Below are 11,321 nucleotides of genomic sequence, written 5' to 3'. Positions count from 1 at the left end.
ATCCTTCTCATTGCTGCGATTTTACCATCGAGTTAGCCAGGGGTGAACCGTGCCGGGCGGGAAACTTAATTTTTGATTAAAACCTGAGGACGTCTTGCTTCTGCAAAGCGCAATCGGCGCTTTTCCCGCGCCGCAATAAAGTCTACTATAAGAGTCCGGTTTATGAGCATGCTCCGGAGACCGACGATGAGACTGTGGCTCTTGCCTGTCCTGGCGCTGACCGTTCTGCTGTCCGGTTGCCTGACGCCGGAAGAGCAGCGCGCCGCCGACGAGCAGCGCTGCCGCGACTACGGCTTCAAGAAACGCAACGATGCCTTTGCCGAATGCATGCAGCGCCTCGACCTCGACCGGCGTGCGCGGCTGAGGAACGGCCCTTATGTCGACGGGTTTGTCGGCGGCGCCGTCGTGGTCATCGACTGAGGCCGGCCCCACTGCTTCGGGCGAGGCTCTATCGTCGGACCGACGTGGCCCAAGGGGATGGGAGTTTTAGCCTCGCCAGGGTAGGGGAATGCGGCTACCTACCTCTTTCCCCCGTGCATCCTAGGCCATGAACGCGCTTCGCAATCCCGCAAACCAGATCCTGCTCGGCATCCTCCTGATGCTCGGCGGCGATTTCATGTTCTCGCTGAACGATGCGATGGGCAAGTGGCTGGTCGCGACGCTCTCCGTCGGCCAGGTTCTGTTCATCCGTTCGATCGGCGCATTCGTCGTCCTCGGCCCGATGATGGCGCGTCAGGGAAGGCGCGCGCTGTTCGACGTCGAGCGGCCCTGGCTGCAGGTCGCCCGCGCCGTGCTGACGGCTCTCGAAACAGCGATGTTCTACGCCTCCGTCTACTACCTGCCGCTCGCCGACGTGTTCAGCTTCTACATGGCAGGTCCGATCTACGTGGCGGCCTTGTCTCACATGCTGCTCGGCGAAAGGGTCGGGTGGCGCCGCTGGATTGCCATCCTGGTAGGCTTCGTCGGCGTCCTCATCATGCTGAAACCCTCGGGCGATTTCTCGCTGGCGTCGTTCTACGCCGTCGCCGGCAGCCTGCTTTTCGCCGTGACGATCATCCTCGGCCGCGTGCTGCGCGGCACCAGCGACACCACGCTGGTGACCTGGCAGACCGTATGCTCGCTTATCCTGGGCGGGGGCATGATCCTCGTGCTCGGCGGCTGGAAGGCTCCGACATCGGTCGAGTGGACGGGCATGCTCCTGCTCGGCATCGTTTCCTGCGTCGCGCATCTGATGATCGTTCGCGCGCTGAAGCTCGCTCCGGCTGCGGTGCTCGCTCCGCTTCACTACACGCTGCTGCTCTGGGCCGTGATCCTCGGCTGGCTCTTCTTCGGCGACGTACCCGGCATCCGCATCCTCGTCGGCGCCGCCATAGTGGTGCTGGCCGGCCTGTTCATCTTCCACCGCCAGAGCGTCAAGTCGACCGTGGAGCCCGAGGACGTTCCCAAGGGCGTCAACACGTAGGGCAATCCCCGGAAAACCGGTCAGCCGACGAAGCCCACCTTCTTGTGGCTGCCGTCGCAGAACGGCTTGTTGGAGGAGTGGCCGCAGCGGCAGAGGAACGTCCTCGTCACGCGGTCGATCGTGTGGCCGGTGCCGCTGACCACTTCGAGATTGCCGTCGACCCGCAGCGGACCGTTCGGTTGCGGTGATACCTTCACCGGCCCGTTGCGCGCTTCCAGCGCCTTCGATTCCTTCGAGGCCGGCTCGCCGCTGGCGGTGAAGCCGATCTTGCTGTGGCTGCCGTCGCAATAGGGCTTGTTCTCCGACGCACCGCAGCGGCAGAGCGTGGCGCGCAGCGACGCCTCGCCGGCGATCTCCATTTCGGCATTGAAGGCCAGCGGCCCGTTTTCCCTCAGCCGCACGAGGTTCACCACCGGCGGCTGCTCCTCCGCCCCGCCATCCTTGCGCCGGTAGGTGATGGCGCCCGACGGGCAGCTATGCGCGACGAAGGTGATCGCCTCGGCCGAGGCGGCGTCCGGATGGATCCATTCGCCCGGAGCGTTAGGCACGAAGACTTCCGGATGGCCGAGCACGCAGTTGCGCGAATGGATGCATCGCTTGCCGTCGAACCCGATATCGATCTTCCCGCCTTCGACGAAGTGTCGGGTCATGGGTAAGCTCCTCAGCGCGTGCAAGGCGACTTTAGCACCATCGCCTTTTGCCGGAAGCGAAAAACGCGCCCCGCCTAGCCCTTGCGGACCGCATCGACGTGGCGCGAGAAATCCGCCGTCTGCATCAGCTTGCGGCAGCGCCCGAAGCGCCCGTCGGCATAGGCGCGGAAATCGTCGACGGGATTTTCGTTGGCGAGCTGGATCAGGCCCCACAGCGTCCACAGGAGATCGCACATCGCCTTGTAGATGACGACGCGGCCGCGCTCGGCCGGCCTGGGCTCGCCGGAGAAATAGGCGCCGAGCATTTCTTCCTCCTGCCGCTCGCCGAACTTGCCCTCGACCGCAAGGTCGCCGAGGTCCCACATCGGGTCGTTCATGCCCGAATATTCCCAGTCGACGATCCACATGCGCTCGCCCGTATCGAGGAAATTCTCGCAGAGCGGATCGCAGTGGCAGGCGACCAGCGGCAGCGGGTGCATGGACAGCGCCGTCCTGATGTCTTCCGCCTCCTTCAGCACGTCGTGATAGCCCTTGGGCAGCACGACATCCTTGGTGGAGAGGATCTTCAGATAGTCGTCGATCATCGAGAACAGATAGAAGCGGAACGGGAACACCGCGCCTGACGTATGCAGCTTGCGGAAGGCTTCGCCGGCGCGCGCCGGCGCTCCCTCGTTCAGCTTGAAGGCCGCCGGTGACATGGTCTGCGCGCCGTCGACGAAGCGCGTCACCATCACGCCGTTGTCGTCGAAATAGAGCACGTCCGGGCTGACGCCGGCCTTCGCCGCCTCGCGCGCCGCGACTGCCTCGTTGGCGCGGTTGATATATTCCTCCGTCCCCTTGCCTGGCACCCGGATGCAATGGTCGCCGGCCTGGAAGACGAGATTGGTCAGCCCGCCCTGCCTGACGATCGGCCCTGAATAACCGCTCATGAAAGGCACGCTGGCGATAGCCTTCCGCGCCAGTGCCAGATCGTCGCTCATGAAGTCTCCCGCCTGCTTGCAATAAATGTGCGGCGGACCGTTTCACAGAATTCGCCGCTTGGCTATGATCTTGAAGACACAGGGGAAACGGACGACACCGATGGCGCAAGGCAAACATGGCGGGGCGCTCGGCGCTGTCTACGAGGCGAAGGGAGCCGAGGAGGTCGCGGCCCTCTACGACCGCTGGTCGGAAACCTACGACCACGAGATGGCGATTGCCGGCTACCGGCATCCGTCGATCTGCCTGGCGCTGCTCGCGCGCCACCTGCCGCGCGGCGCGGCGCCCTTGCTCGACGCCGGTGCCGGCACCGGCCTGATTGGCGAATGGCTTGGCATCATGGGCTATCCGCATGTCGAGGCGCTCGACATTTCCGAAGGCATGTTGGCCAAGGCGGCCGGGAAGGGCGCCTACAAGGCCTTCCACAAGCTCGCGCTCGGCGGCCCGCTGCCGTTCGCCGACGGCCATTTCGTCGGCATCGTCTCGGCCGGCGTATTCACCTCCGGCCATGTCGGCGTCGAGGGTCTCGACGAGCTGATCCGAATCTGCCGCCGCGGCGGCGTCATCGTCTTAACCGTCAAGAACACGCTCTGGGACGGCGGCTTTTCCGCCCGCATCGCCGAGTTGGAAGGGCAGGGGCTCGTTGCGCGAGCCGAGGAGACGGAGCCTTATGTGTCCATGCCCGGCGAAACCGGCACGGTGCCCAGCCGTGGACTGGTGTTGAAAGCACAGTGATGACTTTGACGATCGACAGGAATCCAGAAATATCGCCAGGAAATTGTTGATCTAACCCAAGCCCAAAAGTTTCCGATCGAATTGTACGCCGGAATGGACCTCGTATGTACCTTCGAGATAGTACTGACCGTCTCGTTCCGACAGACTCGCTCCAATTCGCTCAACAAGTGGGCTTATACCGTTGTTCTCAGAGAGCCACTCCTCAAAACCTTTTAGCGATGGGCCACCGACGTTAATTACGAATTCGTGTCCATATATACAGAAGGCAAAAAAAGTCTCCCGTCGCTTATTCATGAAAATGTCATAGCCAAACCCGGCTTGAACCCATTCTCCAGTTTGAGCGTGACGCATTAAGGTCTCTTCAGGATAGATTTGCCTTTGGGAAATAGGCCAATCTTTAAAGTTGTTTCCAAGGCGCGCCCAATCCCTGATTCGATCATAATGAGGATCGTCTATAAGGCGATCAAATAAGGAGAGATCAATCAAGAAACGCTGTGCGAGCGCTTCAAGTGCCATTTTGCCTAAGAAGCGAGACATCAAACGCTTCGGTGGTGTCACTTCCCTGGAAAATACCAGTGCGTCTGAGACGCCACCACGAGACGAAACATGTTTTTCAAGCTGTTTCCGAAAAGATTCTCGCTCTGGCCGAATCTCAGGTTTTCCATGGGGTCCTAAGCGCAGACCGATATCGATATCCGTGCCAGCCACAAATCCATAAAGATGTGGCATAACTCCTCGCTTCGTAGGTACTTGATACCATGCTCTCAAATTGCGAAACGAAGTATGAGAAAGTAGAGGCCCCTCAATTTTTCTTGAGAAGTAGTTGTTGCATTTGTCACAAACAACGCCTTTCGCAAGAATGTGACGTCGGTTCCCAAACGACTCTGGTACAATGTGCTCGACGCTCTTAGAAGTAGTTGTTGGGTGTTTGCAAAACAGGCAGCGCATTAAGACATTGTACCGTTAAACCCGTTCAACTCTAGCCCTTCACGTGCTCCGCCTCCGGGTTGCATGTGGATTCTCGACGGCATGCGTGGAGAAATCATTTTGCCAACCCATTGATTTCGTTCAATTGCGATAGAAATTTCGAGCCTGTTTATTCACACCCCTCAAAGCTCCCGCATACTCCGTCCCGCAGCTTGCTTGTGGGAACGGGTGTACACGACCTCCATCCAGGCAAGTGTGGCGCTGGATCGCGTCCCGTGTTGGTCACACGGGCGGCTCCGGTCCCGATGCTGGCCTGCGCGCCCGCTCCTCCAGACTATCGGAAGGCGATGGGCCGGGCGCGGCAGCGGGAAAAACGCCGGCGGCGCATGGCTGCGCGTCAAATAACAATAATGATGGACGCCGCAGCCATGCGCCGCTTCCCACATTTTCAATGGCCAGACTGCAAAAAGCAGGGCGTGGCGATGATGAAGCGCGCGGGTACCCCTCCCCCTTGAGGGGAGGGTGGACAACCGCTGCAGGCGGTTGGACGGGTGGGGTCGCTGGCGAAGTGCTCGGCTCCTTCCTCGCTCCCGCGAAGCGGAGAGGTGGATCGGTTCGGAGGACCGAGACGGAGAAGGGGTGATGAAGGGACGCGATTCAGAAACAATGTCGGAGCGCCGCCTCAGCCGACCCCACCCGGCTCGCTTCGCTCGCCGACCTCCCCTCGAGGGGGAGGTGAATGAGCGCAGCGAGATGCTACCCTTTCACTCGATCGCCCTTGGGATCGTACATCGACCCCAGCCAGATCCTTGCCGGCTTGCGGTCCATCGCCACCACCAGCTCGTAGTCGCCCGAAGCGAGGAACGCGTCGCTCACCCCGCCGGCTTCACGCACATAGCCGTAGCCGATGTTTTTGCCCACCGTGTAGCCGTAGCCGCCGGAGGTCAGGTAGCCGACGGGCTCGCCATTGCGCAAAATCGTCTCGCGGCCGACCAGCACCACGTCGGGATCATCGACCGTGAAGCCGGCGAAGCGTTTCTTCAGCGCCCCGCCAGACATTTTCTCCAGCGCGCGGCGCCCAAGGAAATAGGTGTTTTTCCGGAGCTTCACCGCCCAGCCGAGTCCGGCCTCGGCAGGCGTGTCGTTCGGGGTGATGTCGGAGCCCCAGGCGCGGTAGCCTTTTTCCAGCCTGAGCGACTCCAGCGCGCGGTAGCCGACCGGCCTGATGCCGTGCGGCGCGCCTGCTTTCATCAGCGCGTCGAACACCTCGCCGGCGGCCGCGATCGGCACATGCAGCTCCCAGCCAAGTTCGCCGACATAGGTGATGCGCAGCGCCCGCACCGGGTACCCGGCGATGGCGATTTCCCTGACATGGCCGAACGGGAAGGCGGCGTTGCAGACATCCGCTTGCGTCACCCCGGCCAGCACGTCTCGCGCCTTCGGCCCCATCAGCGACAGCGTGCCGAAATCCTCGGTGACATCGACCAGCTTCGCGTCGAGGCCGGCGCCAAGATGGTCTTCGATCCAGCCGAAATCATGCGTGCGGAAGCCGGTGCCGGTGACGATGTAGAATTTTTCGTCGGCCAGCCGCGCCACTGTCAGGTCGGACTCAATGCCGCCGCGGCTGTTGAGAAGCTGCGTATAGGTCAGCCGCCCTGCAGGCTTCGAAACATCGTTGGCGCAGATCCAGTCGAGCGCCTTCTGCGCGTCCTTGCCGCTGAGCTCGTATTTGGCGAAGGAGGACTGGTCGAAGATGCCGACCTTCTCGCGCACGTGTCGGTGCTCCTCACCGACGGCGTCGAACCAGTTCTGCCGGCCCATCGAATAGACGTCCTTCGGCTCGACCCCCTCGGGCGCGAACCAGTTCGGCCGTTCCCAGCCGAGCTTCGAGCCGAACACGGCGCGGTGCTTCTTCAGCCGCTCGTAGAGCGGCGAGACGATGCGCGGCCTTCCGCTCTCATATTCCTCGTGGGGGAAGCCGATGGTGTAGTGCTTGCCATAGGCTTCCAGTGTCCGGTCGGCCACCCATTGCCGGTCGCGGTGCAGTCCGGAGAAGCGTCGGATATCGACTACCCAGAGGTCGAGCGGCGCCTCGCCGTCCACGACCCATTGCGCGAGCACCCAACCCGCGCCGCCGCCCGAAGCGATGCCGAAGGCGTTGAAGCCGGCACCGACGAACATGTTCGCGCATTCAGGAGCGACGCCGAGGATGAAGTTGCCGTCAGGCGTAAAGCTTTCCGGCCCGTTGATCATCTGTTTGACGCCGGCGGTTTCCAGCGCGGGCACGCGCGCGATCGCTTGGCTCATGTGCTGCTCGAAATGGTCGAAATCGTCGTCGAACAGGCGGAACTCCCATTCGTCCGGCACGTCTCCAGTCGTCCAGGGCTGCGGGTTGGGCTCATAGCCGCCCATCACCAGTCCGCCGACCTCTTCCTTGAAATAGGTGCGCCGGTCGGGGTCGCGGATCGTCGGCGCGTCCGCGGCGAGCCCCGGAAGCTTCTCGGTGATGATGTACTGGTGCTTCACCGGCTGCAGCGGCACGTTGATCCCCGCCATCGCGCCGACCTGCCGCGCCCACTGTCCGGCGCAGTTCACCACCTTCTCGCAGGCGATGTCGCCCTGAGTGGTCTTCACCTTGACGATGCGCCCGTCCTTCATCTCGAAGCCGGTGACGCGCACGCCTTCGAATATCCTGGCGCCATTCATGCGCGCGCCCTTGGCGAGCGATTGGGTGATGTCGGAAGGGCTCGCCTGCCCGTCAGTCGGCAGCCACGACGCGCCGACCAGGTCGGAGACGTCCATCAGCGGCCACATCGCCTTCACCTCGGCCGGCGAGACGAGCTGCATGTCCATGCCGAAGCTTTTGGCCGTCGTCGCCAGCCGGCGGAATTCCGTCCAGCGATCCCTGTTGGTCGCGAGCCTGAGGCAGCCCGTCATCTTCCAGCCGGTGGCGAGACCCGTCTCGGCTTCCAGACCCTTGTAGAGCTCGACCGAATATTTCAGCACGCGCGTGATCGACGCCGAGGAGCGCAACTGCCCGACCAGTCCCGCCGCATGCCACGTCGACCCGGATGTCAGCTTGCCCTGCTCGAGCAGGACGACGTCGGCCTTGTGGTCGCGTGCAAGGTGGTAGGCGGTGGAGCAGCCTATGATGCCGCCGCCGATGACGACGATCTCAGCGTGGCCGGGCAATGTCATGCGGCGAGCTTTCCATATGTGGTCTGATAGTCATCAAGCGCTGCGTCGAGCCGCGCCAGGTTTTCCGCCGTGTAGGCGACATAGTCGGCGCCGGGTGCGGTGAGATGCAGCTCGGACACCATGCTCCACATGGCTTCGCGCAGCAGCGACGCGCATTGCATCGCAGCGTGCGAGCGCTTGAGGGCTTCGTCGGGCTTGCCGCCGAAATATTCGGCGAGCAGCTCTTCCGATTGTCCCGGCGTCATCTCCGCATTCGATGCCGCGCCCGCGAGATCGAACATCGCGGTGTTGAAGCCGGCATATTCGAAGTCGATCAGCCAGAGTTTTTTGCCGTCGTCGAGGAAGTTCGCGGGCAGGAGGTCGTTGTGTCCGAAGACGATCGGCAGCGGCTGCTGCAGCCTCTCCAGCGCATCGTTCAACGCCAGGAATTGCGGCAGCCTCTCCGCCATGCGGCTTTTGCCCGCTTCCAGCGTGCGCGCATAGTCGCGGTTGACGTGGAACACCCAGAACATGAAGCCGGCGCCCGACACATGCTTCGGCATTTCCTCGTGAAATGCATGGATGAGCCGCGCGATCCTCAGCCGGTTGGCGCGCACGTCCTCCGGCCCGTAGGTCTTGGCGCCGAGATAGGCCGAGACCATCACGCCGGGTTCGGCGAATTCCACCCTGGGGGCAAAGCCCGCAACCGCCGCCGCCTTCGCGGCCATGATTTCGCGCTGGCGGAAGACATGGTGGAAGGGAAAATCCTTGCCGAAGCGAACGACATGCCTTCCGTTCGCGTCGGCGACCAGAAAGCTCTCATTACTCAAGCCCCCCGTCAGGGGCTCGACCGCGATCGCTCCGTTCCAGATCGGCAGCGCGCGGATGCGGTATTCCACCGAACTCACAGCCTCTCCCCCTGGCCCGGTCCTGGGAGCCTCGTTTCCAACTTCGATTCCTTGACGACAGGCTTCTCGCTGCAATTTTTCGTGGTCGGGAAGCCTCATGAAATGAACCGGCACTGTCGAATAGGCCCGTTTTACTGTCAACGTGGGTTTGTGGCTTTTTATGCCTTTTTGCCCGCTTCATCCCTATTTGCTCAAAAACACGCCATGCTGCGACAGGAATGAGCGCGAAACGTGCAGATATGCACCAAAGGTCGAGTGACATTCGCCATAATTTCCCAACCAATCTCGCCGAAAGAGTATAGAAGCGGCCGTTGCGGAGAAGGCTGCACTCAGGCTCACAGGGTACGAAGAGGCGGATGAATTATTCCAAGCGGCATGGCGAAATCCTGAAGCTCATTCAGGACGAAGGCACGATCACGATCGCGCGTCTGGCCGACAGGCTGGGCGTCTCGCTGGAGACGGTGCGCCGCGACGTGAAGCCGCTCGCCAAGGACGGCTCGGTGCTCAAGATGCACGGCGCCATCGGCCTGCCCTCGGTGGTCGGCGAGGCGCCTTTCGAGCGGCGCATGCGCGAGCAGTCCGATGCCAAGCGCGCCATTGCGAGAATGGTCGCCGCCACCATCAATGACGGCGAATCGGTCATGCTCGACACCGGCACGACCACCAGCTTCCTCGCTCGCGAACTGCTCAGCCACCGCCGGCTGACCGTTGTCACCAATTCGTCCGACATCGCCCGCACGCTGGCCACCATCAACGGCAACAAGGTCTATATGGCCGGCGGCGAGCTGCGCAGCGATTCGGGCGCAGCCTTCGGCGTCTCGGCAATCGAATTCGTCAGCCGCTTCAGCGTCAATCATGCCGTCATCACCGCGGGTGCGATCGACGTCGAGCACGGCGTCATGGACTATGTGCTGGAGGAAGCGGAGTTCGCCCGCGTCGTGCTGACGCGCGGCACGCGCAAGATCGTCGTCACCGACCACACGAAATTCGGCCGCCAGGGCCTCGTCCAGGTCTGCGGGTTCGACGCCTTCGGTGATCTCGCCACCGATCTGCAGCCGCCGGGCGAGATCGCCGCGGCGGTCGAGAAGGCCGGCGCGAGACTTCTGGTGGCCAGCCCGCGCTAGGCGAAGACGAGCGACCGGTGTGCGGCGACGCCGGCCATGGCTCCGTCTGCGACCGCGAAGGGCACGTTCGGCGCCGGACGGGCAATGTCGCCGGCGGCGAATACGCCCGGTACCGTCGTCTGCTTCGTCTCGTCGACCTTGAGGATCGGGCCGAACGGCGCGTCGACATGCAGACATCCGAGTTGCTGGCCGATGTCGGTGGACGGGCGCGAGTTAGGCTGGGTGAACAGCCCGGCGATGTCGACGGCGTGTCCGTCGGCCAGTCGGACGGTCAGGCCCGCCGCTCCCGAGGCGACTGCCGCGACCGGCCTGCGCTCGACCGTGACGCCGCGCGCCTCGAATTGCTGCAGCATGGCTGCGTCAGGTTCGATGACGCCGTTGAGGAACAGCGTGACAGGGCCCCATTCGCGCACCAGCATTGCATGGTGGAGTGCGGCCTCGCCATTGGCTGCGAGTACGCCGAGCGGTCCGCCGCCGAACTCGTAGCCGTGGCAATATGGGCAATGCGCGACCCGCTTGCCCCACTCCTCGGCGAGGCCGGGGATGTCGGGAAGGGAATCGCTGACGCCGTGCGCTAGGATGATCCGGCGGGCGGAAAGTTCGTCACCTCCGCGCAGGGTAACGGAAAAGGCGTCGGCGACTCCGGACGCCCGTTCGGCGCGCGTCTCGACGAAGCGCGCCGTCGGATAGGCGGTGAGCTGCCGCCGCGCCTTCGCCAGCATCGCGGCGGGTTTTGCGCCGTCCTGCGTCAGGAAGCCGTGCGAGGCAGCGGCGAAGCGGTTGCGCGGCTCGCCGGTGTCGAGCACCGTTACGCTGCGCCGGGCGCGTGCCAGCTGCAATGCGGCCGACAGGCCGGCGAAACTTCCACCGATGATGGCGACGTCAGTGTGCATGTCGGTTCTCCAGATGTGCCGCGACGCCGGGACCGCACTGGGCGGCGATGTCCGCCAGCGTTACCTGGGCCAGGCGTTGCGAAAGCAGGTGCTCGATCTCGTCGCGAACTCCGTCGAGCGCGTCGTTGACGGCGCGCTCGACCAAGCAGCGCGGGTTCTCCGGCTCTGTACTGAACGCGATCAGCCGCTCGTTTAGCGCGGCGGTCACTTCGGCCAGCGTGATCGTCTCCGCCGGGCGCGCCAGCGTCCATCCGCCCCCATGCCCCCGTGCAGATGACAGGATGCCGGCATCCCTCAGTCCCGCCACCATGCGCCTGACGACTACCGGATTGGTGTTCAGCCAGGAGGCGATCTCCTCGGAGGTCATCGGTCGTTCAGGCCTCTCGGCCATGTGCAGGAGCGCATGGAGGGAGGCGGACAGCTTGCCGTTTCGTTTCATGTAACTTTATTAGTTACAAATCAGAAAA

The 11,321-nt window shown here is 63.1% G+C and carries 11 protein-coding genes; 4 read left to right on the top strand and 7 right to left on the bottom strand.

Annotated elements, in window-relative coordinates; genetic code table 11:
* Positions 1-186 precede the first annotated feature (186 nt).
* Both D8676_RS17755 and D8676_RS17750 read left to right on the top strand, forming a co-directional pair.
* Positions 187-420 carry a hypothetical protein gene (locus tag D8676_RS17755; RefSeq protein ID WP_121582438.1) on the top strand — a complete coding sequence of 78 codons (234 nt, stop codon included), beginning with the start codon at positions 187-189 and terminating at the stop codon, positions 418-420.
* Between the two features lie 127 nt (positions 421-547).
* Complete coding sequence (locus tag D8676_RS17750; protein ID WP_121582437.1) at positions 548-1,462, top strand: DMT family transporter; 915 nt, start codon at positions 548-550, stop codon at positions 1,460-1,462.
* Positions 1,463-1,482: 20 nt separating this feature from the next.
* Here the strand turns inward: D8676_RS17750 and D8676_RS17745 are convergent, their stop codons facing one another.
* Positions 1,483-2,112, bottom strand: coding sequence for a CDGSH iron-sulfur domain-containing protein (locus tag D8676_RS17745; RefSeq protein ID WP_121582436.1), 630 nt, complete (start codon positions 2,110-2,112; stop codon positions 1,483-1,485).
* 74 nt (positions 2,113-2,186) lie between these two features.
* Positions 2,187-3,092: a phosphotransferase family protein gene (locus D8676_RS17740; protein ID WP_121582435.1), complete on the bottom strand. Its 906-nt coding sequence runs from the start codon at positions 3,090-3,092 to the stop codon at positions 2,187-2,189.
* A gap of 100 nt (positions 3,093-3,192) precedes the next feature.
* On the opposite strand from D8676_RS17740, the gene D8676_RS17735 reads away from it, so the two are divergent.
* Positions 3,193-3,825, top strand: a complete 633-nt coding sequence (locus D8676_RS17735; protein ID WP_121582434.1) for a methyltransferase domain-containing protein — start codon at positions 3,193-3,195, stop codon at positions 3,823-3,825.
* A 51-nt stretch (positions 3,826-3,876) separates the two neighbouring features.
* Here D8676_RS17735 and D8676_RS17730 read toward each other — a convergent pair whose 3' ends face one another.
* From D8676_RS17730 to D8676_RS17720, 3 genes are all read right to left on the bottom strand, one after another.
* A complete protein-coding gene (locus D8676_RS17730; protein WP_245426880.1) occupies positions 3,877-4,554 on the bottom strand; it encodes a hypothetical protein in 678 nt (225 codons plus the stop codon).
* 954 nt (positions 4,555-5,508) lie between these two features.
* Complete coding sequence (locus tag D8676_RS17725) at positions 5,509-7,950, bottom strand: FAD-dependent oxidoreductase (protein WP_121582432.1); 2,442 nt, start codon at positions 7,948-7,950, stop codon at positions 5,509-5,511.
* Positions 7,947-8,837, bottom strand: a complete 891-nt coding sequence (locus D8676_RS17720; RefSeq protein ID WP_245426878.1) for a phosphotransferase family protein — start codon at positions 8,835-8,837, stop codon at positions 7,947-7,949. Before D8676_RS17720 ends, D8676_RS17725 begins: the two co-directional genes overlap by 4 nt.
* Positions 8,838-9,193: 356 nt before the next feature.
* Here D8676_RS17720 and D8676_RS17715 point away from each other — a divergent pair, with 356 nt between their 5' ends.
* Positions 9,194-9,961, top strand: a complete 768-nt coding sequence (locus D8676_RS17715) for a DeoR/GlpR family DNA-binding transcription regulator (protein WP_121582430.1) — start codon at positions 9,194-9,196, stop codon at positions 9,959-9,961.
* Here D8676_RS17715 and D8676_RS17710 read toward each other — a convergent pair.
* Both D8676_RS17710 and D8676_RS17705 read right to left on the bottom strand, forming a co-directional pair.
* The gene (locus D8676_RS17710; RefSeq protein WP_121582429.1) at positions 9,958-10,854 is read right to left on the bottom strand and encodes an NAD(P)/FAD-dependent oxidoreductase; all 897 of its coding nucleotides are present in this window, start codon (positions 10,852-10,854) and stop codon (positions 9,958-9,960) included. The two genes, D8676_RS17715 and D8676_RS17710, sit on opposite strands and share 4 nt — an antisense overlap.
* Positions 10,844-11,293 (bottom strand): Rrf2 family transcriptional regulator, encoded by a 450-nt coding sequence (locus tag D8676_RS17705; RefSeq protein WP_121582428.1) that lies wholly within the window; start codon positions 11,291-11,293, stop codon positions 10,844-10,846. Before D8676_RS17705 ends, D8676_RS17710 begins: the two co-directional genes overlap by 11 nt.
* Positions 11,294-11,321 lie beyond the last annotated feature (28 nt).

It is taken from the genome of Mesorhizobium sp. YM1C-6-2 (genome assembly GCF_003666685.1).
Classification (GTDB): Bacteria; Pseudomonadota; Alphaproteobacteria; order Rhizobiales; family Rhizobiaceae; genus Mesorhizobium_K.
The sequence above is the reverse complement of the archived record's forward strand: the minus strand, read 5'-3'. Positions and strand labels throughout refer to the sequence as shown.

What these genes read in the sequence shown, in the direction of transcription:
- D8676_RS17755 (WP_121582438.1), top strand. Translation starts at nt 187, where the DNA reads ATGAGACTGTGGCTCTTGCCTGTCCTGGCGCTGACCGTTCTGCTGTCC.
- D8676_RS17750 (WP_121582437.1), top strand. Translation starts at nt 548, where the DNA reads ATGAACGCGCTTCGCAATCCCGCAAACCAGATCCTGCTCGGCATCCTC.
- D8676_RS17745 (WP_121582436.1), bottom strand. Translation starts at nt 2,112, where the DNA reads ATGACCCGACACTTCGTCGAAGGCGGGAAGATCGATATCGGGTTCGAC.
- D8676_RS17740 (WP_121582435.1), bottom strand. Translation starts at nt 3,092, where the DNA reads ATGAGCGACGATCTGGCACTGGCGCGGAAGGCTATCGCCAGCGTGCCT.
- D8676_RS17735 (WP_121582434.1), top strand. Translation starts at nt 3,193, where the DNA reads ATGGCGCAAGGCAAACATGGCGGGGCGCTCGGCGCTGTCTACGAGGCG.
- D8676_RS17730 (WP_245426880.1), bottom strand. Translation starts at nt 4,554, where the DNA reads ATGCCACATCTTTATGGATTTGTGGCTGGCACGGATATCGATATCGGT.
- D8676_RS17725 (WP_121582432.1), bottom strand. Translation starts at nt 7,950, where the DNA reads ATGACATTGCCCGGCCACGCTGAGATCGTCGTCATCGGCGGCGGCATC.
- D8676_RS17715 (WP_121582430.1), top strand. Translation starts at nt 9,194, where the DNA reads ATGAATTATTCCAAGCGGCATGGCGAAATCCTGAAGCTCATTCAGGAC.
- D8676_RS17710 (WP_121582429.1), bottom strand. Translation starts at nt 10,854, where the DNA reads ATGCACACTGACGTCGCCATCATCGGTGGAAGTTTCGCCGGCCTGTCG.
- D8676_RS17705 (WP_121582428.1), bottom strand. Translation starts at nt 11,293, where the DNA reads ATGAAACGAAACGGCAAGCTGTCCGCCTCCCTCCATGCGCTCCTGCAC.